General features: G+C 50.3%; 26 protein-coding genes and 1 other annotated feature. Of the genes, 5 read left to right on the top strand and 21 right to left on the bottom strand.

Annotated elements, in window-relative coordinates; all coding sequences use genetic code 11:
* The first annotated feature begins 9 nt into the window (after positions 1 to 9).
* The 4 genes from AC6I8N_RS13255 to gnd all read left to right on the top strand — a co-directional run bounded on the left by AC6I8N_RS13255 (position 10) and on the right by gnd (position 5,205).
* Positions 10 to 1,818, top strand: a complete 1,809-nt coding sequence (locus tag AC6I8N_RS13255; protein WP_497829242.1) for an HAD family hydrolase — start codon at positions 10 to 12, stop codon at positions 1,816 to 1,818.
* Positions 1,815 to 2,744, top strand: a complete 930-nt coding sequence (locus tag AC6I8N_RS13250) for a glycosyltransferase family 2 protein (RefSeq protein ID WP_497829241.1) — start codon at positions 1,815 to 1,817, stop codon at positions 2,742 to 2,744. The genes AC6I8N_RS13255 and AC6I8N_RS13250 overlap by 4 nt, the downstream gene beginning before the upstream one ends.
* Before the next feature lie 15 nt (positions 2,745 to 2,759).
* Complete coding sequence (locus AC6I8N_RS13245; RefSeq protein ID WP_497829240.1) at positions 2,760 to 3,578, top strand: glycosyltransferase; 819 nt, start codon at positions 2,760 to 2,762, stop codon at positions 3,576 to 3,578.
* A 217-nt stretch (positions 3,579 to 3,795) separates the two neighbouring features.
* Positions 3,796 to 5,205, top strand: a complete 1,410-nt coding sequence (gene gnd, locus AC6I8N_RS13240; protein ID WP_208724001.1) for an NADP-dependent phosphogluconate dehydrogenase — start codon at positions 3,796 to 3,798, stop codon at positions 5,203 to 5,205.
* Between the two features lie 34 nt (positions 5,206 to 5,239).
* On the opposite strand, the gene AC6I8N_RS13235 is transcribed toward gnd, so the two are convergent.
* The 14 genes from AC6I8N_RS13235 to hisL form a co-directional block, all read right to left on the bottom strand.
* Positions 5,240 to 6,358, bottom strand: a complete 1,119-nt coding sequence (locus tag AC6I8N_RS13235) for a succinylglutamate desuccinylase/aspartoacylase family protein (RefSeq protein ID WP_497829239.1) — start codon at positions 6,356 to 6,358, stop codon at positions 5,240 to 5,242.
* A gap of 115 nt (positions 6,359 to 6,473) precedes the next feature.
* Complete coding sequence (locus tag AC6I8N_RS13230) at positions 6,474 to 7,271, bottom strand: ABC transporter substrate-binding protein (RefSeq protein WP_021185956.1); 798 nt, start codon at positions 7,269 to 7,271, stop codon at positions 6,474 to 6,476.
* A 65-nt stretch (positions 7,272 to 7,336) separates the two neighbouring features.
* Positions 7,337 to 7,813, bottom strand: a complete 477-nt coding sequence (locus AC6I8N_RS13225; RefSeq protein ID WP_497829238.1) for a YbaK/prolyl-tRNA synthetase associated domain-containing protein — start codon at positions 7,811 to 7,813, stop codon at positions 7,337 to 7,339.
* Entirely contained in the window at positions 7,800 to 8,135 is a 336-nt protein-coding gene (locus tag AC6I8N_RS13220) for a helix-turn-helix domain-containing protein (protein ID WP_497829237.1), read from the bottom strand. Before AC6I8N_RS13220 ends, AC6I8N_RS13225 begins: the two co-directional genes overlap by 14 nt.
* On the bottom strand, positions 8,132 to 9,448 hold the full coding sequence (locus tag AC6I8N_RS13215) for a type II toxin-antitoxin system HipA family toxin (RefSeq protein WP_497829236.1): 1,317 nt from the start codon (positions 9,446 to 9,448) through the stop codon (positions 8,132 to 8,134). The genes AC6I8N_RS13220 and AC6I8N_RS13215 overlap by 4 nt, the downstream gene beginning before the upstream one ends.
* 118 nt (positions 9,449 to 9,566) lie before the next feature.
* Entirely contained in the window at positions 9,567 to 10,178 is a 612-nt protein-coding gene (gene hisIE / locus AC6I8N_RS13210) for a bifunctional phosphoribosyl-AMP cyclohydrolase/phosphoribosyl-ATP diphosphatase HisIE (protein ID WP_208724005.1), read from the bottom strand.
* Positions 10,172 to 10,948, bottom strand: coding sequence for an imidazole glycerol phosphate synthase subunit HisF (gene hisF, locus AC6I8N_RS13205; RefSeq protein ID WP_497829235.1), 777 nt, complete (start codon positions 10,946 to 10,948; stop codon positions 10,172 to 10,174). Before hisF ends, hisIE begins: the two co-directional genes overlap by 7 nt.
* Entirely contained in the window at positions 10,930 to 11,667 is a 738-nt protein-coding gene (gene hisA, locus AC6I8N_RS13200) for a 1-(5-phosphoribosyl)-5-[(5-phosphoribosylamino)methylideneamino]imidazole-4-carboxamide isomerase (RefSeq protein WP_208724006.1), read from the bottom strand. Before hisA ends, hisF begins: the two co-directional genes overlap by 19 nt.
* Complete coding sequence (gene hisH, locus AC6I8N_RS13195) at positions 11,667 to 12,257, bottom strand: imidazole glycerol phosphate synthase subunit HisH (protein ID WP_208724007.1); 591 nt, start codon at positions 12,255 to 12,257, stop codon at positions 11,667 to 11,669. The genes hisA and hisH overlap by 1 nt, the downstream gene beginning before the upstream one ends.
* Positions 12,257 to 13,324 carry a bifunctional histidinol-phosphatase/imidazoleglycerol-phosphate dehydratase HisB gene (gene hisB, locus AC6I8N_RS13190; RefSeq protein WP_021185948.1) on the bottom strand — a complete coding sequence of 356 codons (1,068 nt, stop codon included), beginning with the start codon at positions 13,322 to 13,324 and terminating at the stop codon, positions 12,257 to 12,259. The genes hisH and hisB overlap by 1 nt, the downstream gene beginning before the upstream one ends.
* Entirely contained in the window at positions 13,321 to 14,397 is a 1,077-nt protein-coding gene (gene hisC, locus AC6I8N_RS13185; RefSeq protein ID WP_497829234.1) for a histidinol-phosphate transaminase, read from the bottom strand. The genes hisB and hisC overlap by 4 nt, the downstream gene beginning before the upstream one ends.
* Positions 14,394 to 15,701, bottom strand: coding sequence for a histidinol dehydrogenase (gene hisD / locus AC6I8N_RS13180; protein ID WP_497829233.1), 1,308 nt, complete (start codon positions 15,699 to 15,701; stop codon positions 14,394 to 14,396). The genes hisC and hisD overlap by 4 nt, the downstream gene beginning before the upstream one ends.
* A 4-nt stretch (positions 15,702 to 15,705) precedes the next feature.
* On the bottom strand, positions 15,706 to 16,605 hold the full coding sequence (gene hisG, locus AC6I8N_RS13175; protein ID WP_013509717.1) for an ATP phosphoribosyltransferase: 900 nt from the start codon (positions 16,603 to 16,605) through the stop codon (positions 15,706 to 15,708).
* A 54-nt stretch (positions 16,606 to 16,659) separates the two neighbouring features.
* Positions 16,660 to 16,781, bottom strand: a sequence feature (His leader region).
* On the bottom strand, positions 16,757 to 16,804 hold the full coding sequence (gene hisL, locus AC6I8N_RS13170; RefSeq protein ID WP_100396937.1) for a his operon leader peptide: 48 nt from the start codon (positions 16,802 to 16,804) through the stop codon (positions 16,757 to 16,759). (Overlaps the previous feature by 25 nt.)
* A gap of 181 nt (positions 16,805 to 16,985) precedes the next feature.
* Between hisL and AC6I8N_RS13165 the strand changes: the two genes are divergently transcribed.
* Complete coding sequence (locus AC6I8N_RS13165) at positions 16,986 to 17,813, top strand: SDR family oxidoreductase (protein ID WP_497829232.1); 828 nt, start codon at positions 16,986 to 16,988, stop codon at positions 17,811 to 17,813.
* Positions 17,814 to 17,857: 44 nt separating this feature from the next.
* On the opposite strand, the gene AC6I8N_RS13160 is transcribed toward AC6I8N_RS13165, so the two are convergent.
* The 7 genes from AC6I8N_RS13160 to puuD all read right to left on the bottom strand — a co-directional run bounded on the left by AC6I8N_RS13160 (position 17,858) and on the right by puuD (position 23,605).
* Positions 17,858 to 19,135, bottom strand: a complete 1,278-nt coding sequence (locus tag AC6I8N_RS13160) for a hypothetical protein (protein WP_497829231.1) — start codon at positions 19,133 to 19,135, stop codon at positions 17,858 to 17,860.
* Positions 19,101 to 19,589 carry a hypothetical protein gene (locus AC6I8N_RS13155; RefSeq protein WP_497829230.1) on the bottom strand — a complete coding sequence of 163 codons (489 nt, stop codon included), beginning with the start codon at positions 19,587 to 19,589 and terminating at the stop codon, positions 19,101 to 19,103. The genes AC6I8N_RS13160 and AC6I8N_RS13155 overlap by 35 nt, the downstream gene beginning before the upstream one ends.
* Entirely contained in the window at positions 19,576 to 20,511 is a 936-nt protein-coding gene (locus tag AC6I8N_RS13150) for a glycosyltransferase family 2 protein (RefSeq protein WP_497829229.1), read from the bottom strand. Before AC6I8N_RS13150 ends, AC6I8N_RS13155 begins: the two co-directional genes overlap by 14 nt.
* Positions 20,508 to 20,867 (bottom strand): GtrA family protein, encoded by a 360-nt coding sequence (locus AC6I8N_RS13145; RefSeq protein WP_497829228.1) that lies wholly within the window; start codon positions 20,865 to 20,867, stop codon positions 20,508 to 20,510. Before AC6I8N_RS13145 ends, AC6I8N_RS13150 begins: the two co-directional genes overlap by 4 nt.
* Before the next feature lie 117 nt (positions 20,868 to 20,984).
* Positions 20,985 to 22,262: an NAD(P)/FAD-dependent oxidoreductase gene (locus AC6I8N_RS13140; protein WP_497829227.1), complete on the bottom strand. Its 1,278-nt coding sequence runs from the start codon at positions 22,260 to 22,262 to the stop codon at positions 20,985 to 20,987.
* Between the two features lie 24 nt (positions 22,263 to 22,286).
* Positions 22,287 to 22,844, bottom strand: a complete 558-nt coding sequence (puuR, locus tag AC6I8N_RS13135) for an HTH-type transcriptional regulator PuuR (protein WP_021185940.1) — start codon at positions 22,842 to 22,844, stop codon at positions 22,287 to 22,289.
* A complete protein-coding gene (puuD, locus tag AC6I8N_RS13130; protein ID WP_021185939.1) occupies positions 22,841 to 23,605 on the bottom strand; it encodes a gamma-glutamyl-gamma-aminobutyrate hydrolase in 765 nt (254 codons plus the stop codon). Before puuD ends, puuR begins: the two co-directional genes overlap by 4 nt.
* Between the last annotated feature and the right edge of the window lie 194 nt (positions 23,606 to 23,799).

Genomic DNA, 23,799 nt, shown 5'->3' with positions numbered 1-23,799 from the left:
GTATATAACATGATAACATCTAATAAGTCTCTGGGAGAGCAAAGTCTTTACACGTTGAGATACCTTGCAAAAAATGCAAAGGTTATTTCTTTTGATTTTTTTGATACTCTGTTTTTAAGACCTATCGAAGATCCTGAAGATGCGTTCGATATCGTTGGGATTAAATATAACTTTGCTAACTTCCGTCAGCTTAGGCGTAAGGCACAAACTGAAGCATTTCGGGAAATGATTAAAGATGGTCGTAAAGAGATCAATCTTAAAAATATCTATAATAATTTTCCTGAAGTCGGCTATCGTCGCCTGGAATTAGAGCAAGCAGAATATTGTCTCGAGTTGGAACTAATTGAACCAAATCCTGAAGTTATTGGTTTTTTTAACGAGATGATCACTGCTGGAAAGACTGTTATTATAACATCTGATATGTATTTCGATGCGGGTTTTTTTGTAAATGCATTAGATAAATATAATATCAAGCAAGTTCCACTTTATATTTCTGCTGATCAGAATGCGACTAAGCGTGATACAGGTGAAATCTTCGAAAACATCATTCGTGATTTCGCTGTAAAACCTAATGAAATTTTACACATAGGTGATAATCAAACTGCCGATGTTGTCCGTCCTGGCGAAAAAGGACTAATGACATGGCATTACAATCCTGAACATTTAATCAATAAGCGAAAAGGACTGTCCCTTGTTAGCTCAATTGTTAATGGCCTTCATCGTACTCGTTCCGAAGAGATTGCACCCGTCGGAAGTTTCAGTGAGCTTGGCTATAAGTTTCAAGCACCAGCTACGTGGGGATTCTTGAATTGGATTGAGCTGCAGTGTATCTCCGATGGTATCACTAAGTTACTCTTTATTTCGCGTGATGGTTATTCTCTGGAACATCTTGCCAAAGAGTACTTTAAGGATAAATTACCATCTTTTGATTATTTCATGGGATCGAGGATTGCTTTCAATCTGGCATTGATGACTGAGCAGAATTTTACCAGTCATATTCCTTTCTTAATGTCGGGAGCCGATGGGCTTTCTCCAGGAGAATTACTGGAGAGGATAGGTATTGAACCACCTGATGACGAAGTCATGCATGCCATTGGCATTCCTTCTGGCACAATAATTGCGCCAGATAACTATGATCTGATAAGTAAATTTTTAGCAGCCTATCGTGTAGAAATACTCAAAATTTGTCAGCAAAATCGCCGCGGCCTGTTTATGTATCTGCGTGAGTTGGGTATTAAACCAGGTGATAAAATTGGTATGGTCGATGTTGGCTGGAGTGGGACAACTCAAGAAGCCTTCGAAGAAATTATCAAGACATTCATGGATGTTGAAGTCGTGGGTTACTATTTTTGTCTGGCAAACACAGCAGAAAAAAAACGTCGCGAATACAAACATGTTATGAAGGCTTTGGTCAGCAACGATTCTGTCAATTCACAAGTTGTAGATAAAATTTATGAGAACAGAATGGCAGTCGAACTGTTTTTCTCTGCTCCTCACGCTACCATCATCGGCTACAACCCAGTCCATAATAGAGTGTTGCCAGTTGCTGATGTTGGACGTGCAAAGGCTAAGAATCATAACGAAATTATATCCAGTCTGAATCATGGGCTCGCTTCATTTACACATGACTTTCTCACTTTCTGTGAACGTCTGAATGTGCGGTTCTCACCATTGCAATTAGCACAACCTATGATTGATTTAGTGACCAATGATAGCTGGCGTAATAATCCTCTATTTGGGCAAATTGAAAATTTTGATTCTTGGGCCAGTTCCCGAAATCAAACTATGAAATTTGCCGATTATTTCAAGAAGCCATGAATAATAAGTTTTCATCTTCTGTTGCCATTTTACTGGGCACCTTTAACGGTGCTCAGTTTATCAATGAGCAGCTTAGTTCATACCAACGTCAAACTTACAGCAATTGGTCGTTGTGGGCTGCTGATGATGGCTCGGTAGATGGCTCTCAGCGTTTAATTAAAAATTTCTCACAAGTCTCTCCACAACCGGTGATCTTACTGGAGGGGCCGAGACAAGGTGTTTGCCATAATTTTGCTTCATTAATCAACAATGAAGAGATCAAGGCATCTTATTATGCATTTTCTGATCAGGATGATGTCTGGTTAGAGCATAAACTAGAACGTGCAGTCAGATGGCTTGACTCAATTCCTGATGATACTCCGGCATTATACTGTGGCAGAACCAAGCTTATTGATACTTATGGCAAGGAAATAGGGTTCTCCCCGGCCTATACTAAACCGCCATCCTTTGCTAATGCATTGCTGCAAAATCTCGCCAGTGGTAATACCATGGTGTTCAACAATAAAGCACGCGAATTACTTAAGCATGTCTCGAATGGACCGATGGTAATACATGACTGGGCATTATATCTTGTCGTGACGGCTTGTGGTGGGCAAGTTTTCTTTGAACCAGAACCTACGGTCTTATATCGTCAGCATGATAACAATGTTATTGGCAATGGAATGGCTTTGATGACGCGCATCGACAATTTTAGGAAAGCGCATCATGGACGCAAGGCAATGTGGAATGATATTAATATTGCCATGCTAAATTTGATAGGCCATCAGATGACGACTAATAACCAACGCAGATTTAATGACTTTGTTGCCATCCGCGATAATACCTTATTCGAACGTTTACGCTTGCTTATCCGGTCCGGTGTTTATCATCAACAGTTCGCTGGCATGCTGACCACTCTGTCTTACGCGCTATTGAACCGTATGTAACTAACGGGTGTTTCAGTGAAAATTATTGCTTCATTAGTTTTATATCGCCATACTCAGGCTGATATTAAAAAAACTCTAGAATCGTTATTTTCCGAGGAAAGTATCGATAAAATTTGCATCGTTGATAACGGCGGATATTGCATTTGGTTAGATGAACTATCTCATCCAAAAGTTGAAGTCATCAGGCTGGCTGTAAATCGTGGCTTCGGTAGTGGGCACAATGCTGTATTTCAAAAGTTCAGTCAGGGTTTTGACTATACACTCATTTGCAATCCAGATATTTCATTTTCACCCGGACAAGTTGACCAACTGTATTCCTTCAGTATGCAACGCGATACGGGCCTTTCGATTCCAAAAGTCGTTTATCCAGACGGAAGTTTGCAACATGGGTGCAAGCTTTTGCCGAAACCTTGGCAACTCTTTATGCGGCGTTTTGGATCTACCATGGCGGTGAAGATGAATCAGGATTATGAATTGCGCCATGCTGACTATAACCGCACTTTCTTTGCCCCTTCACTATCAGGATGTTTTATGCTGATAAGTAGACAGGCATTACAGAAAACTGGCGGATTCGATGAGCGTTTTTTCCTCTATCTGGAAGACGTCGATCTCAGCCGAAGAGTTTGTGCAGCTGCTCTACCGGTTGAATATTGCCCTGATTCAACGGTCGTTCATGAATCTCAGCGCCGTTCATATCGTGATGTTAAGTTTCTGATGTACCATATTTTTTCTGCTGTACGCTATTTTAATAAATGGGGTTGGTTGATAGATAAAGAACGTGAAGCATTAAATTCACGCTGTTTATCTGAACTTCCCCTGGCACGAAATCTTTGACAAGTCATTGAGAGCAAAAGGGGTTATATGTGCAGCAAAATCGCTCATTTTAAAACCTCATTTTTATCAGTGATTTGAAATTGCTGATTCGTGTTTTTGGGAGAGCACTTAGCATCATTGGTGATGTATGATAGTACGGTCATTGGTAATGTAATCAATACTTCCCTTAGATAAGGCAAAAGCTGTTAGCGCTTTTATATCCAGACAGGAGTAAGAAATGTCCAAGCAACAAATCGGCGTTGTAGGTATGGCAGTGATGGGGCGTAATCTGGCCCTCAATATTGAGAGCCGCGGCTACACTGTATCTATCTTCAACCGTTCTCGTGAAAAGACTGATGAAGTCGTCGCTGAGAACCCGGGCAAGAAACTCGCGCCTTATTACACCATCGAAGAGTTCGTTGAATCACTGGAAAAACCTCGCCGCATCCTGCTGATGGTACAGGCTGGTGAAGCGACAGATAAGACCATCGCTTCTCTGACTCCTCACCTGGACAAGGGCGACATTCTTATCGATGGCGGTAACACCTTCTATAAAGACACCATCCGTCGTAATAAAGAACTGTCTGATCAGGGCTTTAACTTCATCGGCACCGGTGTCTCAGGTGGTGAAGAGGGCGCATTGAAAGGCCCATCAATCATGCCTGGCGGCCAGAAAGAAGCGTACGAACTGGTTGCACCAATCCTGGATAAAATTGCTGCGCGTGCCGAAGATGGTGAAGCTTGCGTGACTTACATTGGTCCGGATGGTGCTGGTCATTACGTTAAAATGGTGCACAACGGCATTGAATACGGTGATATGCAGCTGATTGCAGAAGCCTATGCACTGCTGAAAGGCGCACTGGGCTTGACCAACGAAGAGTTAGCAAAAACTTTCACCGACTGGAACAATGGTGAACTGAGCAGCTACCTGATCGACATCACCAAAGATATCTTCACCAAGAAAGATGAAGACGGTAAATACCTGGTTGATGTGATTCTGGACGAAGCCGCGAACAAAGGTACTGGTAAGTGGACCAGCCAAAGCTCGCTCGACCTGGGCGAACCGCTGTCACTGATCACTGAGTCCGTGTTTGCTCGTTACCTCTCTTCTCTGAAAACGCAGCGTGTTGCCGCGTCTAAAGTACTGAGCGGCCCGCAGGCGAAAGCCTTCACCGGTGATAAAGCGGAATTCGTTGAGAAAGTCCGTCGCGCACTGTACCTGGGTAAAATCGTCTCTTACGCGCAGGGCTTCTCTCAGCTGCGTGCTGCTTCTGAGCAGTACAACTGGGATCTGCATTATGGTGAGATTGCGAAGATCTTCCGTGCGGGCTGTATCATCCGTGCTCAGTTCTTGCAGAAAATCACTGATGCTTACGCAGAAAACGCGAACATCGCTAACCTGCTGCTGGCTCCATACTTCAAAAATATCGCTGATGAATATCAGCAGGCGCTGCGTGATGTCGTTGCTTACGCTGTACAGAACGGTATCCCAACTCCGACCTTCTCAGCGGCTATCGCATACTACGACAGCTACCGTTCAGAAGTGCTGCCGGCTAACCTGATTCAGGCTCAGCGTGACTACTTCGGTGCGCATACTTATAAGCGTATCGATAAAGACGGTGTGTTCCACACCGAGTGGCTGGACTGATAATAATAAGGCTTCCTACGGGAAGCCTTTTTTTTTACCCCACCAATAAATCGCCCTCACGTCCGGCATTTTCCCCGGCCAGCCGCACCATCAACATCCCTGCGGTCGCAAATTTCATCAGATTGCGTGCGTATAAGATGCCGCCGAATTCAGCCAGCAATGGTGTCACCTGATCGGTGATGGGATCAATAATCTCCGCTACAACCTCACCGGCTGCAATCCTTTCCCCAATCTTACGACGATTAAGTATCAAGCCCGAATGTGGTGCAAAGATATATTCACAGCCCGCCAGCTCTGTCGCAGGATTAATCAGGGCAGGGGACTCGCCTACCTCACCCGCAATATAGCCACCTTCAATCAGCGCATTAATAATCGCATCTGCATCTTTCTCTGCCTGCTCAGGGGAAACATCAGCCACACCTCGTAGTTCGAGCGTCACGGGCAGTAATCCACGCGGCATTGGATATTCGTCACCATAACGTGTCGCCAGTGTCAGCCACGGTTCGCAACAGGCTTCATCAAAGGGTTCTCCACCGGACACTTGCGCCAGCAACTGAACTTCACTGCCCAGCCAGCGAGCCAGTGGCTCGATATCCGGCCACGCATGAGGTGTGGTGTAAAGATGAGGGACCGCATCCCAGTCGCAATGCAGGTCAATCATTAAATCGGCCTGACTGGCCATCCGCATCAGTGTGAAACGTTGTGCGTCCAGCTCGGTTTTGGCGATGGTGTCACGGTAGTGGCGGTCAATAGCATCCCGAATCAGCCGTTTGTTTTCGTACTCACTCTGTGTCAGTAAACCGGCCAGCTCGGCAACTAATGTCTCACCCAATGCCGGAAAGCGACGGTTAAAGTCCTGCCCGGAGAGCGTATGAAACCGCCCCAGATGAGTACCATGCCAGTGCTGCCCCAAAGCCAGCGGATTGGCTACCGGCACCAACGTAAATGAAGCTTTTAGCTGCCCGGTGGACTCCAGCTTCAGCAATTTTTGTTTCAGATACCAGGCCACCGCCATGCCTGGCAATTCATCACCATGTAAAGCAGCCTGAATATAGACACGTTTGTGTGTGTCGCCGCCGCTGAAGTGAAAACTATAGATTTCACGCTGCGTACCCAGAGAAGCGCTTAAAAGAGGGTGATGTTGTTGTTGCATGGCGTTAATGATGTCCTGTTTGCTGCCGCGCGTGAGCTACACGCTGACATTGGTGTTTCGAATGGCAATTATTATAGTGCGACTGAAAAGAAGGGCGGCTCATGCCGCCCCAGATTTACTGCTGAATGGAGATATCTGTCGCGAAGTATTTTTTCTGGATCTTGTCGAAGGTGCCGTTCTTTTTGATTTCAGCAAAGGCATCATCCAGTGCAGTTTTCAGCTCGGTATCACCTTTACGCAGACCAATCGCCGTTCCCGGACCGATAATCGGGTCTTGGACCGTCGGTCCTGCCAGTTCAAAATCTTTGCCTTGAGGTTGCTTCAGGAAGCCGATAGCGGCTTGCGCAGCATCGGTAAACACCGCATCAAGACGGCCAGAAACCAGATCGCTTTCAACCTGAGCCTGGTCGCCATAAGGGACAACGTTAACACCATAAGGTTGCCATTTCGCACGCGCATAGCGTTCCTGTACCGTGCCTTGCTCAACACCGACAGTTTTGCCTTTCAGCGATTCAGCAGTGGGTAACAGGCCGGAACCTTTACGTGCGATGAGCTGAGTTTTGGTGTCGTAAAGCGGCACGGTGAAATCGATCTGCTTCAGACGTTCTTCAGTCACGCCCATATCAGAAAGGATCGCATCAAATTTGCGTGCTTTCAGGGCCGGGATCATGCCGTCAAACTGACTTTCTACCCACACGCATTTGGTTTTCATCTGTTCGCAAAGCGCATTGCCCAGATCGATGTCAAAACCGACCAATTTACCCTGCGGCGTTTTGGATTCAAAAGGAGGGTAGGTGGGATCAACGGCGAAACGAACCTGGTCAATTTTTGCCTGTGCGCCGAACGCGCAGCTTGCCAGCACAGCCATTGTCAGCGTCTGACGCAGACGGGCGGTAAAACGTGAACTTGCCATAAAGCGGTCTTCTTTTATCGTGATGTGGAATCACGCAGAGTACCGTCCAGAGAAAGTTATAGCAATTACTGGGTTATTTTCATCACGTTACCATTGTGTATCGCTTTGTAATCCTCGGTATTTAACACCACTGACTTCTCCAACACCCCGGCATTAAAGGCAATTTCGTCGTAGCGTTCAAACAGCGAGGGATCCACCACCAGCATTAAGTCGGCATGAAAACTGAAGGGCGGAATAGCGCCAAACACACAACCGGTGAGCACATCAACTTCTGCCGGGCTGGCGAGTGAAGCGCGACGCCCCCCCACGGCTTCTGCGACTTTGCTTAAATCTGCCTGCTGATCGGCAGGTAGCACCGCCAGCACATGTTGCTTGATACCGTTGCCCTTGACATGGCACACCAGCGCTTTTGCCCCCTGACCAACTTCGGTGCCACGAATAGCGGCCACCGCTTCACACTTACCTGTTGCTTCATGTGACATCAGACGATAACGCGCCTGATGCTGATCAAGCAGGGTGAGCAGTTTTTCATGGGTGGTCATGGTGGTCTCCGGATTGAGCGAGTTGGGTTAACAGTGTCTGCAACATATGTGGCTGGCGTGGTAAAACACCTGTCTTTAACCCTAATGGTTTTAAGGCTCGGTTCAACGTGGTGAGTGTGATGCTCTCTTTATCGAGTTCAATGTCAGAAAGTGTGCGTCTGCTGATACCTGCCAGTGTGGCGTAGCGCTCCTGCGAGAAGCCCAGAACTTTTTTGCGTAGTTGCATCAGCAATTCTCCCTGAGTTAACTGCTCTGTCATAAATTGTTGCAACAGCTCAAGAAGCATCGCTTCGCGTTCAAATGGCGAGAGCTTCTTTGTCATAATTTCCATCCTGCGATACGTTGATCGAGAAAGTTAAAACCAATCCCTGGCATTTCCAGAATAGAAGAGGGAACACCGCGTGCTGCCAGACGAGATTTTAAGCCGAGTAGACTCTCTGCCAATTTTTTCAACGCATTGAGCAGTTCAGATTGGGGGACAAATTCGTCCAGTCGTGTTGCTATTAAATGCCACTGGAACACCCCACCCTCTTCATAGGGGGGGCCCCATTGCGTTGTACGAACGATCCCTTCCGGGTCAGCTTTCATTGGGGCAAAATCGTAAATCGGGGCCAGCCACATGCCATCAGGCTTTTTCAACACGGCACTATTACGACCATGATTATCTGAATTGCCGAAGGCGATATTAAGCATATCGCGTTTCACCCATTCAATAACCAGCCGCTTACGCCCGGTATCCGTCAGACTTAGCTTTTCAACCAGTGCATTGATGACATCGAAGTGATTAAGGTAACTACCCGGTGGCTTTTTCATAATGGAATAGACGGATTCCAGACCATATAGCACTTTGCTTTTGCCAATAAAATCCACATCAAAACGCGGCAGCCACAATGATGGATAGCGTTCACCTTCAGATAACAACATATTATCGGTACGTATCGTATCGATGCCGAGAGCATGTAATTCATGATAGAAATGGTACTCAGCACGCAAAATGTCGCAATCTATCGCACTGCGCGCGCCGCGCGGATATTTGACCAGATAGTGTGTATCCTGGCTTTGCATATCATCCTGCCAGGTATCAATCCACACCTCACAGTTATCATTACGTCTCAATAGCAATTTTGGTGCCTCGCCACCGGCTCCCGTAGCCCCACCGCTGGCTGCTCCCATTTGCTGGGCGTATTCCAGAAAATCGGTATCACGCTCAACGGCCCATTCCGCAGGAAAGCGCCTGGTCTTAAGCTGACTTTCCGCAGGCAGGCGTGGTAAGGACTCTTTAATACGCAGATTGCCGACAGGCGCGATAGTACCCGCTTTCAATAAAGCATAATCCTGCTCAGCGGGCGATTTAGTTTGTAAGCCAAGCCGTGCCACCCAATAGCGTCGGCTGGCACCAGCAGGCATGATATCGTCGAGAAAGCTAAACCAGGGTTGGGAAAAATGGCTGCCAATTAGCATCACGGAATAGTTGATACTGCAACTGGCATGGTCATCACGGTCAAGATATTGACTGGCATAGTCGAACTCGTACGCAAGCAGCGCGGAACTTTCACGTCCTTTGCGTGGCTCTTTCACTTCCAGTAGTGCAGCATCTTGCCAGCATCCATCGACATGCAATTGAAGGGTTAACATGTTGTGCCTTTATTGAGCAATATATTGCTCAATTTTAGCCAGCTTTGTTATTTATGAGAAGTATGCTGCTCAAAATTATCCATGCTCGTCGATTTTGAGCAGCATAGTGCACAATCGCTTACTTATGACGCGCACGCAGATTGTTGATAATGGTGCTCAGATCAAGCTCCTGATCCTGCAACAACACCAACAGATGGTAGATCAAATCTGATGCTTCATTGGTCAGCTCGTGACGATCATTGACCGTCGCAGCCAGCGCGGTCTCGACGCCTTCTTCACCGACCTTCTGTGCAATGCGCTTGGTACCGCTGGCGTACAGCTTCGCGGTATAGGAGCTGGCCGGGTCAGCATGTTTGCGCTCTGCCAGCAGTTGCTCCAGTTGATACAGGAAAGTCCAGTCCGGTGCTGCCGGAGAGAAACAGCTGGAAGTACCGAGATGACAGGTAGGGCCTATCGGGTTTACCAGCACCAGCAGCGTATCGTTGTCGCAATCTGGTGTAATGCTTACCACTTGCAGGAAATGACCCGAGGTTTCGCCTTTGGTCCACAGACGATTTTTGGTGCGCGAGAAGAAGGTGACGTTGCCCTCCGCGAGGGTTTTCTGCAACGCTTCCTCGTTCATATACCCGTGCATCAGCACTTCGCCAGAGACGCTGTGCTGGACGATAACGGGCATCATGCCCGCGGTTTTGACCCAATCCAGACGGGTCAGTTGTTCTGCAGTTAACACGCGCGAATCTCCACACCGTTGTCAATCAGGAAGCTTTTCAGCTCACCGATATTAATAATCTGTTTGTGAAACACCGAAGCTGCCAGCGCGCCATCAACATTGGCTTGCTCAAACGCTTCGAGAAAGTGTGCCATGGTGCCCGCACCACCGGAAGCAATCAACGGCACCTTGCACACATCACGCACTTTCTTCAGTTGTACCAGGTCGTAACCGTTGCGCACGCCGTCCTGGTTCATCATGTTGAGCACGATCTCGCCTGCACCCAGCTTCTGCACTTCCTGCACCCAGTCCAGCGTCTCCCATTGGGTAACGCGGGTGCGGGACTCATCACCGGTATACTGGTTAACGTGATATTTACCAGTTGCTTCGTCAAACCAGGTATCGATACCCACCACAATACATTGCACGCCAAAGCGATCGGCCAGGCGGGTAATCAGTGACGGGTCAGCCAGCGCGGGCGAGTTGATAGAAATTTTATCGGCACCGAACTCCAGAATGCGCGCGGCATCCACTTCGCTCTTGATGCCACCTGCCACACAGAATGGAATATCAATCACTTCCGCTACCCGTGATACCCAGCTCTTATCCACCACACGGCCATCAGACGAGGCGGTGATATCGTAGAACACCAATTCATCGGCCCCTTCCTGTGCGTAACGCTGCGCCAGCGGTACGATGTCGCCAATGATTTCGTGATTGCGGAACTGAACCCCTTTCACCACCTGTCCGTCGCGAACGTCGAGACAGGGAATTATCCGTTTTGCCAGCATGCAATGGCCTCCGAAACCGTAAATTTATCTTCCAGCAGTGCGCGACCGACAATCACGCCCTGCGCACCGCTGCCGCGCAGGGCGGCGATATCGTCCAGCGAACCAATACCGCCGGATGACTGAAACGCGATATCCGGGAACGCATCAGACACTTCCTGATACAGGGCGACATTGGAACCGCTCAGCGTGCCATCACGCGAAATATCGGTGCACAGCACATGCTTCAGACCAACCGGCTGATACCAGCCAATGACCTCTTCCAGCGTTACGCCCGCTGCTTCCTGCCAGCCGCTGATCGCCACTTCTTTGCGATTGTCGGCGTCGATACGCACATCCAGCGCCAGTACGATGGCATCTGCGCCAAACTCCCGGAACCAGCTTTTCACCTCTTCCGGTTGTTTCACGGCGGTGGAACCCACCACCACGCGACTGGCACCTGCCGCCAGCAACGCCGCGACATCTTCACGATTGCGGATACCGCCACCGACTTGCACCGGAACGCTGACGCCGCGCAGCAGGGTTTGCAGTAACGGGATCTGACGTTTGGCCGGATCTTTGGCACCGGTCAAATCCACCAGATGCAGCACCTGCGCCCCCTGGCGTTCGTAGTCCTGCAAACGTGGCAGCGGATCGCTACCGTAGTCACGCTGCTGGCCATAATCGCCCTGATGCAGACGCACCACTTTGCCGTCGATTAAATCTAAAGCGGGAATAATCATTACATCTCCAGGAAATTTTTCAGCAGCTGCGCACCCGCTTTACCGGAACGCTCCGGGTGGAACTGCACGCCGAAGAAGTTATCTTTTTGCAAGGCGGCAGTGAACGGCAAGCCGTACTCGCACTGAGCAATGGTATTGGCGTTGACCGGCATGGCGTAGCTGTGCACGAAGTAGAAATAGCTACCGTCGTCGATACCGCGAAACAGGTGGTTTCCGGCCTGCGAGGTGATCTGATTCCAGCCCATATGCGGCAGAGGTAAACCTTTGGTATCCATCAGCGTTACCGGCTCATCAAGGATGCCGAGCGTGGTGACGCCGCCATTCTCATCACTGCCGCGTCCCAGCAGCTGCATACCGAGGCAAATCCCCAGTACTGGCTGCGTACAGGCTTTTACCAGCTCGATCAGATCGCGTTCCTGTAATTGGTTCATGGCCGCCTGAGCAGTGCCGACACCCGGCAGAAACAGTTTATCTGCGCGCAGCACCACATCAGGATCACGGCTCACTTCCGGGGTATATCCGAGGCGCTCAACCGCCCACTTTACCGACGACAGGTTGGCGCAGCCGGTGTCGAGAATCACCACGTTCATCACAGCACTCCTTTCGAGCTCGGCAGGGTGTTACCGTCCACGCGGATCGCCTGGCGCAGAGTGCGACCAAAGGCTTTAAACAGGCTTTCCACGCGATGGTGATCGTTGCGGCCTTTGGTTTTCAGGTGCAGGGTGCTCATCATGGCGTAGGAGAGGGAGCTGAAGAAATGCTCGACCATCTCAGTGCTGAGGTCGCCCACGCGCTGATAGCTGAACTCCGCTTTGTATTCGAGGTGCGGGCGACCGGAGATATCCAACGCACAACGCGCCAGACATTCGTCCATCGGCAACACGAAGCCGAAACGGCCAATACCACGTTTATCCCCCAGCGCTTTCAGCAGGGCTTCGCCCAGCGCCAGGCCGGTATCTTCTACCGTGTGGTGGTCGTCGATATACAGGTCGCCTTTCACATCAATATTCATGCGTAAGCCACCGTGTACCGCAATCTGGTCCAGCATGTGGTCAAAGAAGCCGACGCCGGTGTTGATCTTGCTGCCGCCTTCACGGTCGAGCCACACTTCAACTTTAATCTGCGTCTCTTTGGTGTTGCGGTTAACCAGCGCATAGCGATCGCGCTTGGTCAGACGTTGCTGGATAGCGTTCCAGTCTTCACCTTCTGCACCGTAACGCAGGCCCTGAATACCCATATTTTGCGCCAGCTGGATATCGGTGTGACGATCGCCGATCACATAGCTGTTCGCCACATCCAGCGCGCCTTCTGCCAGCCAGGCTTCAACCATTTTGGTTTTTGGTTTACGGCAATCGCAGTTGTCTTCCGGCTTATGCGGGCAGATCAGGATGTCACTGAAACGGATACCCTGCGACGTCAGGATCTGCATCATCAGGTTGTGCGGCCCATCAAAATCGGCCTGCGGGAAGCTGTCGGTACCCAGACCATCCTGATTGGTGATCATCACCAGCTGGTAACCGGCGCTTTGCAGCGCCAGCAGGGCAGGGATCACGTTTGGCTCGAAGGCCAGCTTGTCCATGCGATCCACCTGAAAATCCACCGGGGGTTCAGAGATGATGGTGCCGTCGCGGTCGATAAAAAGGGTCTTCTGACTCATGCTTGCTCCACAGGTAAGGCTTGCAGCGCGGCGATTAAGCGCTCGCACTCTTCACGGGTGCCGATTGAGATGCGCAGACATCCCGCCAGGCCGGGGTTTTTATTCTGGTCACGCAGGATAATGCCTTCATCCCACAGGGTTTTAAACACTTTCGGAGAATCGGTGAAACGCGCCAGAATATAGTTTGTCTCGCTTGAGAATACCGCTTCCACACAAGCGATCTGCGGCAGCTGTTCCAGCAGCCAGCTACGGTTGGCATTCAGTTGCAGCGCGTGTTCGCGCATCAGCGCCAGCCCCTGCTCGCTCAGCGCCTGAGCCGCCACATCCGCTACCGGGGTGGCGAGCGGGTAAGGTGCAATCACTTTCAGCAGCAGGTCGATCACTGGCTTGTTCGCCAGCGTAAAGCCGCAGCGCAGGCCAGCCAGCGCAAAGGCTTTCGACAGGGTGCGCAGAATCACCAGATGCGGATAATCTTTCAACCAGCCAGCCAGCGTCGCTTGCGGGCAAAATTCGATATAGGCTTCATCCGCCACCACCAGCGCTTTTCCGGCGGTCATATCCAGCAGGGCGCGGATATCGTCCGGGTTGATCAGGTTGCCGGTCGGGTTGTTCGGACTGCACATATACACCACTTTCACCCCGTCGAGCTGGTCAGCAATGGCGGGCAGATTCAATTGCCAGTCGTCCAGCGCTGCCACGGTGCGGTATTCGATACCGATGGTTTCAGCGCTGACGCTGTACATGCCATACGTCGGCGGGCAGAACAGAATCGCGTCTTTGCCCGGTTCACAGAAAGCACGCATCACCAGTTCAATACCTTCATCCGCGCCACGGCTCACCAGTACCTGCTCCGGGCTGACGCCGGCATAACCGGCATAACGCTCGATCACCAACTTCGGCTGGCATTCCGGGTAACGGTTCAGCGTCTGCTGCGACAACTCAAACGGCACCGGCAGCGGGAATTCGTTGGCGTTCAGCCACACATCACCGTTACCCCCCAGGCGACGGGCTGATTGATACGGCGTCAGCGCGCGCACATTGGCGCGGGCCAAATCTTCAACATTCAGGCTCATGCTTGCTCCTTCAGGGCCGCAACACGCAGGGTAACGGCGTTTTTGTGGGCTTCCAGCTGCTCAGCGGCGGCCAGGGTTTCGATGGTGGCCGCGAGGTTAAGGAAACCCTGTGGCGTCAGTTCCTGCACGGTCATACGCTTCTGAAAATCCGCCAGACCGAGGCTCGAGCAGGTGGCGGTGTAGCCATAGGTCGGCAGTACATGGTTAGTACCGGAGGCATAATCACCGGCTGATTCAGGCGACCAGTCACCCAGGAACACCGAACCGGCGCTGGTGATGCTATCGACCAGGTCACGCGGAGTACGCGTCTGAATAATCAGGTGCTCAGGGCCGTATTGGTTCGAGATGGCGACGCACTGCGCCAGATCTTGCGCCACAATCAGGCGGCTGCTGGCTAACGCCTGACGCGCGGTGGCGGCACGCGGCAACTGCGCCAGTTGCTCGTCAACTGCGGCGGCGACGCCGTTTGCCAGTTCCAGTGATGGCGTCAGCAGAATCACCTGCGAATCCGGGCCATGTTCGGCCTGGGACAACAAATCAGAAGCCACAAAGGCTGGGGTTGCGCCAGCATCGGCAATCACCAACACTTCAGACGGACCGGCAGGCATATCTATCGCTGCACCATCCAGACGCTGGCTCACCTGACGCTTGGCCTCGGTGACATACGCGTTGCCTGGACCAAAGATCTTGTCCACTTTTGGTACGGTGTCGGTGCCGAAAGCGAGGGCGGCAATCGCCTGCGCGCCACCAACCTGAAACACCTCCTGCACGCCACACAGTTGAGCGGCATAGAGGATCTCGTCGGCAATCGGCGGTGGTGAGCACAGCACCACACGGCCACAACCAGCGATGCGTGCCGGGGTTGCCAGCATCAATACGGTGGAAAACAGCGGGGCAGAACCGCCTGGAATGTACAGGCCAACCGATTGCACCGGGCGCGTAATCTGTTGGCAGCGCACGCCGGGTTGTGTCTCCACATCCACTGTCGCCAGAATCTGTGCGTTGTGGAAAGTTTCGATATTGCCCACGGCCACGGCCATTGCCTGCTTCAATCTGTCGCTCAGGCGGTCACTGGCGGCTTGCATCTGCTCGGCCGTCACACGCAGGTTATCCACCTGCGCTTTATCAAAACGCGCGCTGAATTCACGCAGCGCATCGTCACCGTTCTCTTTTACCTGTGCCAGGACATCACGCACCACCTGGCTGATGCTGTCGGAGGCGGAAATCGCCGGACGCATCAGTAACGCCTGTTGCTGCTCGGTGCTGCATTGCTGCCAGTCAATCGGGGTCATCAGGGCGCTCATTCGGTCACTCCAGCATTTTTTCAATCGGCAGCACCAGAATTGAGCTGGCACCAAGGGCTTTCAGTTTTTCCATGGTTTCCCAGAACAGCGTTTCGCTGCTCACCATGTGCATCGCCACACGGCTGACTTCGCCGGCCAGCGGCAGGACGGTAGGACGCTCCGCACCCGGCAGCAGGGCAATCACTTCTTCCAGACGCTCGCTCGGCGCGTGCAGCATGATGTATTTGGACTCACGCGCTTTGATGACACCCTGAATACGGGTCATCAGTTTGTCGACCAGCTCTTGTTTGGCGCCGGACAGCTCGCCGTCACGTTGGATCAATACCGCTTTTGAGCGATAAATGACTTCAACTTCGCGCAGGCCATTGGCCTCCAGCGTGGCGCCGGTAGACACCAGGTCGCAAATCGCGTCGGCCAGACCGGCACGGGGTGCCACTTCAACTGAACCATTCAGCAGGCAGGATTTAAAAGCAACGCCTTGTTTATCGAGATACTTTTTCAGCAGGTGAGGGTAAGAGGTGGCAATGCGGGATTTATCAAGGCATTGCGGACCGGTGTACTCTGCGTCAACCGGCATTGCCAGCGACAGGCGGCAACCGCCAAAATCGAGACGACGCAGAGTAAAGTAACGCGGATCCTCACCCTGGGCGCGGCGCGTTAATAGCTCCTCTTCCAGCACGTTTTCGCCCACGATGCCAAGATCCACCACGCCATCCATCACCAGTCCGGGAATATCGTCATCGCGCACGCGCAGGATGTCGATTGGCATGTTTTCCGCAAACGCAATCAGACGCTGCTGCTGAAGGTTAATTTTAATGCCACAGCGTGCCAGCAGTTCGCGTGATTCATCACTTAAACGGCCAGATTTCTGCATAGCTATGCGTAAACGGGTGTTATCTAACATGGTTCCTGTCCTCTTATTCATTCCTGTCTGAACTCAGTTGGGTTGCGTCAGCCCATAAAAAAACCCCCGGAAGATGATCTTCCGGGGGCTCTCTTTGCGCTCACACCACTGGAAGATCCTAAACGTCTTCCAGCACACATCGCCTGAAAGACTAGTCAGGATGATGGTGATGATGGTGGTTGAACTGAACGCGTGTCATAAAAAATTCCGTTGCTGAATGGGTATTCATTTGCGTGCTGATTAACCTAGCGAAGATAGCGACGTGTGGCAAGCCTTTTTTAACGTCAATTTCTGGAATCTCCCACAACAGTTAGCGCTGGTTTGACACCCACGACAGCACTAAGATGAAGTGTCTTTGAGCAGCGAAGCCGGGAGTCGATATGAAAAAGGTCGCGATTGTGGGGCTGGGATGGCTGGGCATGCCGTTGGCGATGGCGCTGGCGACACGCGGCTGGCAGGTGACGGGCAGCAAAACCTCGCCAGATGGGGTAGATGCGGCTCGTCGTTGTGGCATTGAGGCGTTTCAACTGGTGCTGACACCTGAGCTGGAGTGCGAGGCAGACGATCTGGAAGCGCTAATGTCGGTGGATGCGCTGGTGGTGACCTTACCCGCCAGTCGTACTGTGCAGGGCGGCGAAGATTATATGCAGGCGGTACAAAATGTGGTGGATACCGCATTAGCCTTTAAGGTCCCGCGGATTATCTTCACCAGTTCCACTTCAGTGTACGGCCCAGGTCCGGGAGTGATGAAGGAGCACAGTCCGTTGCGACCAGAAACCGTAGCGGGTAAAACGCTGGTGGCGCTGGAGAACTGGTTGCACGATTTGCCGGGAACCTCAGTGGATATTGTTCGTCTCGCCGGGCTGGTGGGACCCAATCGTCATCCCGGACGTTTCCTTGCCGGGAAAACGGATTTACGCGATGGCGCACATGTGGTGAATCTGGTGCATCTGGATGATGTGGTGGATGCAATTGTGCTGTTGTTGCAGACGCCGAAAGGTGGGCATGTATATAACCTGTGTGCGCCGAAACATCCGGCACGTTGTGAATTTTACCCGACAGTAGCGCGTCAGCTTGGGCTGACCGCGCCAACCTTTGTGGCTGAGCAGACGGGGAATGCAGGCAAAACCATTGATGGCAATGCGATTTGCGATGAACTGGGCTTCGAATACAGTTGGAATGACCCGATGACGATGCCATTGGAATAGTGGCGTAAATCATGGGGCCTGTCATAAGGCCCCGTGGTGAGGGATTAACTCTCTACCGCAGCATTATGTTGCATTGGTGATTCGATGGCGTTACTTCGCAAAATAAATAGTTTTTTGAAAATATACATGCAAGAAAGGATGCACATTATTTCAAATACAAAATCAACTCTAAATCCTGAAGCGTAAACAGTAGGAGACATTCCCAACATTGTTACGGACATAAACCCCAGAAACATAGCAATAATTGGGAGGGGCGAGATCATTTTGTTTATCAACATGTCCAACAGAATGATAAACAGGGACGAAATGACAATAAATAAATACAAGTAAGAAAGAAAAATTTTCTCTGATGACCAGTTAGATGCATCCAGTGTCGTGCTATAGAAAAAGGAAATATTAGAGAAGAAACCAGTCAGTGAGTTTGTTATGGATAATGCAATAAATGTCATCATGACAATCATCGCAATCTTGATTGATAGCAGCATCTTACCACCCACAGATCTCAGGGCAATAATAGCTGCGACAAGACCGATCAATGGGGTGTTGCATCTGAACGTCATTAGCTGATGTAACTTATCAAAGCCAAGCGAAAGTTTATTTATAAGGCCATAAGTGGTATATTGTGGATACCAATTCCATGGTTCAAGTAATAATCTTTGCTCGTTTCCCGGCGCTTTGAGACAAATAGCCAGGTTTATTATGCTTATTGTAAGAGTTGTTATATTAAACTTGTTCCGTGATTCTTTATTTGACAGCAAGATGCAGCTGATTGCTATTACATATGCAATGCCTGCCTGCTCCATATATGAAAAATAAAAAACTGCGATAAAACAGAAAGTTTTCTCAATTGGCCTGCTGCTGTTGGTATACGTCACAGAGAAAGCGTATATAGCAAGGGTTACGGGAAGAAGATAATTATAAAATCCGGTAATCCACCATGATGCATCCGTGTTTATATTGTTTGGAATGGTGGCAAATAACCCCAGTGTAATAGCAAAAGATATTACACTGACTTTCTTATTTACAATTCTTGATAGTGAAAAACACAAAACAATGACAGCCAGAGGGACGCCAATCTTCCAGAAAGCCGTAAAGCTAATGGTAGTTGTCATCAATAGTTCAATAGGGAATCGGCCCGTCCATGTAAAATATCTTTCAACAAGGATTTGGATGATATGGTTTGAATTAAATATGCTAATAAAGTACTGGTCATCAGAAAAATCACGGAGATGTAATTTTCTTACAATAATAAATAGGTATGTAAACGCACAAATGAGGACAGATGTTTTAATCCATTTGTTTGCAATGATATTTGGCTGCATGGCCTGCTCCTTTGCTGTCCATTGAAATAATCATGATATCGTGCGTGAAACTGCTTCTTGATAAAAAACCACTCCTGGTGGCAATGAATCCTGACTTGTCATGATTAGAGGGGATGGAAGGTGCAGAGTCATCAATTTTTCTAACTACGGTGGAACTCATTAACTCAATCCATTCACCGTTTTTTTCTTTTGCATAAATCCTGTTCAGAACTTTTGTGTTTCCTGGAACGAATGCCCATCCTGTCACGGTTATCTTTTTTTCTTCAAAATGACAGGTGTTGACAGAAAAGCTTTCGAGCTGATATTCGGCTGCTTCAGGTGTGGCTGGAGAGGCATTGTTCCATGACCTGAAAAACAAATAGGTCATAATTACAGAGGTAACTAGCATGACAACAAATACCATGTTTAGATTTATATTTATTCGCCTTGAATTTATATATTTATTTTGGCTCATTTTTGTTCTCGTTGTTCTTTATTATATAGCGAGGTCTTTTCTTCGTCTCAATATAAATCCTGCCAATATACTCCCCAAGGACGCCAATCCCAATCAGCTGAATGCCACCGAGGAAAAGGATTGAAACCAGAATTGAAGGATAACCTCGTACCGGGTTGCCGAAAATAAGGGTGTTTAACACCATATAGGTGCCATAAATAAAGGATAACCCGGCAACAAACAGGCCAATATAGGTCCACATACGTAGAGGAAAGGTGGAAAAGGAGGTGATACCTTCCAATGCAAGGTTCCAGAGTTTCCAGCCATTGAACTTAGTTGTGCCCGCAACGCGCTCTGCTCGGGTATATTCAATGACTTCAGTTTTACCACCTACCCAGCTCAAAACGCCTTTCATAAACAAATTTCTTTCAGGCAGCAACTTGATGTTCTCGACAACTTCACGAGACATCAGTCGAAAATCGCCCACGTTTTCTTCAATCTGTGGTTTGCTAATCTTATTGTGTAAATGGTAGAACCACTCGGCACTTTTGCGCTTCAGGTGAGTATCTGACGATCTGTCGATACGTTTTGCCAATACCACATCAGCACCGTTCCGCCACTTCTCAACAAGTTGGGGAATTATCGCAATCGGGTCCTGCAAATCGACATCAATCGGGATAACCACATCTCCCGTTGAGGCTTCAAGTCCGGCAAAGAGAGCGGGCTCTTTGCCAAAATTGCGGGTAAAGGTGACATATTTAACCAGCTGATCATCGAGGCTAATATTTTGCAGTATCTGTTCAGTGCTATCCGTGCTTCCATCATTAATAAAGACAATCTCAACGTCATCATCGCCAAATCCATTGAAATTCCGGATGGCGTTATAAAAGACCGGCAGTGCTTCTTCTTCGTTAAGAACAGGAACTATCAGTGAGATTTTCATTTTCGCTCCCTGAAAACGAATAATTTTGACCAGAAAAAACCGCAAACCAGGCTTATCGCCGAGAAAAGGATCAGAGTCAGCAGTGGATTGATATGTGCGTTATCAGCAGCCCATCCCACAGCAAGCGCGGTGGCCCCCATAAACACGGTATAGAAAATATATCGCGCCGTGGTGGCTTGCGCGTTAAATGTCCATCGGGCGTTGGCAAAAAATGAAAAGGTGACAGCCGTGCAAAACGCAATGAAGTTCGAGACGGATTGCTTAAAACCAAGATTGTACAATGTGCCAAAAATAGCCCAATGAATCAGAGTATTAAGGACACCAATTGAGGCATATCGGGTAAACCGTTTTAGCATTTTGCCACCCATTCTGGAAAACGCTCACGATCTTGTCACCAGAACAGCGATATAGCAAGTTTTGGTAAGGATAACGTTATTAACTGTAAGATAAGGCTGTATTTCCCCTTTCTAAGGTTACACCCCCAATCGATCCCGCAACGCATACCACACCGCACCCATCGCAGTGAGTGGCACCTTAAAGCGTCTTCCGCCAGGGAAGGGCAAATGTGGCAATCGGGCAAAGGCATCAAACCGTTCCGCCTGGCCGCGCAGGACTTCCGCGATCAGCTTGCCGGATAAGTGGGTACAGGTCACGCCATGACCACTGTCACCCTGCATAAAGTAAACATTCTTCTCCAGTTGGCCAAACTGCGGCATCCGTGACAGCGTCAGCAGGAAATTTCCGCTCCAGCGATAGCTGAGCTTCACATCGCGCAACTGCGGGAAGGTGCGCAGCAGCTTCGGGCGAATCAATGCATCAATATCCTCCGGCTCGCGTGCGCCATACACCACACCGCCGCCGTATAACAGGCGGTTGTCTGCGGTGAGACGGAAATAGTCGAGCAGATAATTACAGTCTTCTACGCAATGATTATTCGGCAGCAGACTGAGCGCCAAATCGCGACTCAGCGGTTCGGTGGTGACGATTTGTGAGCCGCAAGGCATGCTTTTACGGCCCAGACGTGGTTCCAGTTGCGTCGGGAGATAGGCGTTGCCAGCGAAAATGACAAAGGTGGCGCTAACATCGCCGCGCGCCGTTTTTACCCGATGCGGTGTGCCATACTCCACCTTCAACGCGGCAGATTGTTCATAGATACGCCCGCCATGCCGCCGGATGGCCTCGGCTTCCCCCAGCGCCAGATTCAATGGATGCAGATGCCCGCCGCGTTTGTCCAGCAATCCCCCAACGTAACGGTCGGTCGCCACTTCACGGCGGATACCACGCTCATCCAGCAATTCCAGCTCATGGTTGCCATAGCGCGCCCAACTGGCTTTCTGGTTACGCAGATGGCCCATCTGGCGATTATTTAACGCGGCAAAAATTCCGCCGGGGCGATAGTCACAGGCGATGGCATAGCGATCGATACGGTCGCGAATAATGTCCGCACCTTCGAACATCATGCTGCCAAGCATCTTTGCGGTGTCTTTGCCGTAACGTTGTTCAATCACATCAACGTCGCGGCTGTAAGAATTGACCACCTGGCCGCCATTACGTCCACTGGCACCAAAGCCGATTTTCGCCGCCTCCAACAGCACCACATCGTAACCCGCTTCAGTGAGATACAGCGCCGATGACAGGCCGGTAAAGCCGCCACCGATAATGCAGACGTCACATCGAATGCTCTCCTGCAATTCCGGCCAGGGTTCATGCGCATCCGCTGTTGCGGCGTAATAACTCTCCACATGTTGCATCACAACCTCCTTCTGCGCGTGGCCTCAGAAATTTGCCGGCGAATGGGCGCTCACAATTCGGCACGGCTGATCGGACATATTGGTAAAGCTATGCGGTAAACCGGTATCGATGACGTAGCTTTCTCCGGCGTACAGATGATAGCTCTGACCATTCACTACCAGCGTAATTTCGCCCTCCAGTACGGTGCCAGTCTCTTCGCCGGGATGGCGGAGTTTTTCACCGGTACTGGAACCTGGCGCGTAATGCTCCAACAGCATCGCCAGCGCTCGCTGCGATGCCCCATTATCAATCAGCTGTAACGACACCCCCAGGCTGCCAATCTCCACCCGATCATCGGGGCGAACAATCACGCGTGGTGTGTAGTCCTGCTTCGGCTCGGAAAAAAATTCTGATAGCGATAACCCGTACACCTTCAGCAGTTTTTGTAGGGTACTCACCGCCGGGCTGACTTTATCCTGCTCGATGGTGCTGATGGCGCTATGGGTCAAACCTGACAACTCAGCGACGCGACGCTGAGACAATCCCAACTCCTGCCGGATTTGCGATAAACGTCGTCCGGGTGCCAGAGTGGCGTCGTTCATGGTCGTTTTTCCTTGTGATAACGAACAGCGGCGTGAATAAATGCCTCGAACAACTGGCGCGAAACCGGATCGTCGGTTGAATGCCACTCCGGATGCCACTGTACCGCCAGAGCAAACGGGTGCTGACGTAAACTGACCGCTTCTGGCAGGCCATCGGCTGCGCGCGCCTCGATGCGCAGTTGGGGGCCGGGTTCACGGACCCCCTGTTGATGGAGCGAATTCACTCTAAAAGCGGCATCGCTACCAAGTATGTGGCTGAGCAGACCATCGGCTTCCGGTTTTACCTCATGCACAGGGGCATACTGTTGTTCCAGCGGCAGCGTGTCATCCTCACGATGCTCCTGGAATTGATGAGTGAGGTGAAGATAGCGATGCAACGACCCTCCATTTGCCACCACCATCTCCTGCAATCCCCGACAAATACCCAGTATCGGCATCTTTTTTCCCACCGCATGGGTAATCAGGCCGAATGCGAGACGGTCGCGGGCCGGATCGGCATGAGGCTCCACACCTTCTTCGCCATAATGCCAGGGTTCGATGTTGCTCGGGCTGCCCGTCAGCAAAATGCCATCCAGCAACGTCATACTGTTTTCTAATAGATGAGGGGCTTGCATCAGTTGATGCGGCAAAGGGAGGGGCAGGCCACCGGCGAGCACGATGGCATCAAGATACTTGTTATGGACGGTCTGCCCAGGATGGCTACCGATGTTGTTCTGACACATCACTACGCCAATCAAGGGTTTGTCAAAAATAATGCCCATTACGTCTCCGCGTCGCTGTTCAATATTTTCGCCGATAAAGCGCACCTGACGTAAAAGTGTGCAATATAATGTCAATCTAGCAACCGTCTGGCTAATCTTCAAACAGATTTGTTACATTTGCACACTTTTTCTCCAGGAGCTATCTTAGATTTGTGGCTGTTATTTTGAGCATTGCGCAAACCTGACAAACGGTA

The sequence above is a fragment of the Pantoea sp. X-Soil-TKNS-1279 genome (assembly GCF_059730565.1).
Note: the sequence above shows the minus strand (reverse complement) of the source record. Positions and strands in the feature narration are given on the sequence as shown.

What these genes read in the sequence shown, in the direction of transcription:
- AC6I8N_RS13255 (WP_497829242.1), top strand. Translation starts at nt 10, where the DNA reads ATGATAACATCTAATAAGTCTCTGGGAGAGCAAAGTCTTTACACGTTG.
- AC6I8N_RS13250 (WP_497829241.1), top strand. Translation starts at nt 1,815, where the DNA reads ATGAATAATAAGTTTTCATCTTCTGTTGCCATTTTACTGGGCACCTTT.
- gnd (WP_208724001.1), top strand. Translation starts at nt 3,796, where the DNA reads ATGTCCAAGCAACAAATCGGCGTTGTAGGTATGGCAGTGATGGGGCGT.
- AC6I8N_RS13235 (WP_497829239.1), bottom strand. Translation starts at nt 6,358, where the DNA reads ATGCAACAACAACATCACCCTCTTTTAAGCGCTTCTCTGGGTACGCAG.
- AC6I8N_RS13230 (WP_021185956.1), bottom strand. Translation starts at nt 7,271, where the DNA reads ATGGCAAGTTCACGTTTTACCGCCCGTCTGCGTCAGACGCTGACAATG.
- AC6I8N_RS13225 (WP_497829238.1), bottom strand. Translation starts at nt 7,813, where the DNA reads ATGACCACCCATGAAAAACTGCTCACCCTGCTTGATCAGCATCAGGCG.
- AC6I8N_RS13220 (WP_497829237.1), bottom strand. Translation starts at nt 8,135, where the DNA reads ATGACAAAGAAGCTCTCGCCATTTGAACGCGAAGCGATGCTTCTTGAG.
- AC6I8N_RS13215 (WP_497829236.1), bottom strand. Translation starts at nt 9,448, where the DNA reads ATGTTAACCCTTCAATTGCATGTCGATGGATGCTGGCAAGATGCTGCA.
- hisF (WP_497829235.1), bottom strand. Translation starts at nt 10,948, where the DNA reads ATGCTGGCAAAACGGATAATTCCCTGTCTCGACGTTCGCGACGGACAG.
- hisA (WP_208724006.1), bottom strand. Translation starts at nt 11,667, where the DNA reads ATGATTATTCCCGCTTTAGATTTAATCGACGGCAAAGTGGTGCGTCTG.
- hisH (WP_208724007.1), bottom strand. Translation starts at nt 12,257, where the DNA reads ATGAACGTGGTGATTCTCGACACCGGCTGCGCCAACCTGTCGTCGGTA.
- hisB (WP_021185948.1), bottom strand. Translation starts at nt 13,324, where the DNA reads ATGAGTCAGAAGACCCTTTTTATCGACCGCGACGGCACCATCATCTCT.
- hisC (WP_497829234.1), bottom strand. Translation starts at nt 14,397, where the DNA reads ATGAGCCTGAATGTTGAAGATTTGGCCCGCGCCAATGTGCGCGCGCTG.
- hisD (WP_497829233.1), bottom strand. Translation starts at nt 15,701, where the DNA reads ATGAGCGCCCTGATGACCCCGATTGACTGGCAGCAATGCAGCACCGAG.
- hisG (WP_013509717.1), bottom strand. Translation starts at nt 16,605, where the DNA reads ATGTTAGATAACACCCGTTTACGCATAGCTATGCAGAAATCTGGCCGT.
- AC6I8N_RS13165 (WP_497829232.1), top strand. Translation starts at nt 16,986, where the DNA reads ATGAAAAAGGTCGCGATTGTGGGGCTGGGATGGCTGGGCATGCCGTTG.
- AC6I8N_RS13160 (WP_497829231.1), bottom strand. Translation starts at nt 19,135, where the DNA reads ATGCAGCCAAATATCATTGCAAACAAATGGATTAAAACATCTGTCCTC.
- AC6I8N_RS13155 (WP_497829230.1), bottom strand. Translation starts at nt 19,589, where the DNA reads ATGAGCCAAAATAAATATATAAATTCAAGGCGAATAAATATAAATCTA.
- AC6I8N_RS13150 (WP_497829229.1), bottom strand. Translation starts at nt 20,511, where the DNA reads ATGAAAATCTCACTGATAGTTCCTGTTCTTAACGAAGAAGAAGCACTG.
- AC6I8N_RS13145 (WP_497829228.1), bottom strand. Translation starts at nt 20,867, where the DNA reads ATGCTAAAACGGTTTACCCGATATGCCTCAATTGGTGTCCTTAATACT.
- AC6I8N_RS13140 (WP_497829227.1), bottom strand. Translation starts at nt 22,262, where the DNA reads ATGCAACATGTGGAGAGTTATTACGCCGCAACAGCGGATGCGCATGAA.
- puuR (WP_021185940.1), bottom strand. Translation starts at nt 22,844, where the DNA reads ATGAACGACGCCACTCTGGCACCCGGACGACGTTTATCGCAAATCCGG.
- puuD (WP_021185939.1), bottom strand. Translation starts at nt 23,605, where the DNA reads ATGGGCATTATTTTTGACAAACCCTTGATTGGCGTAGTGATGTGTCAG.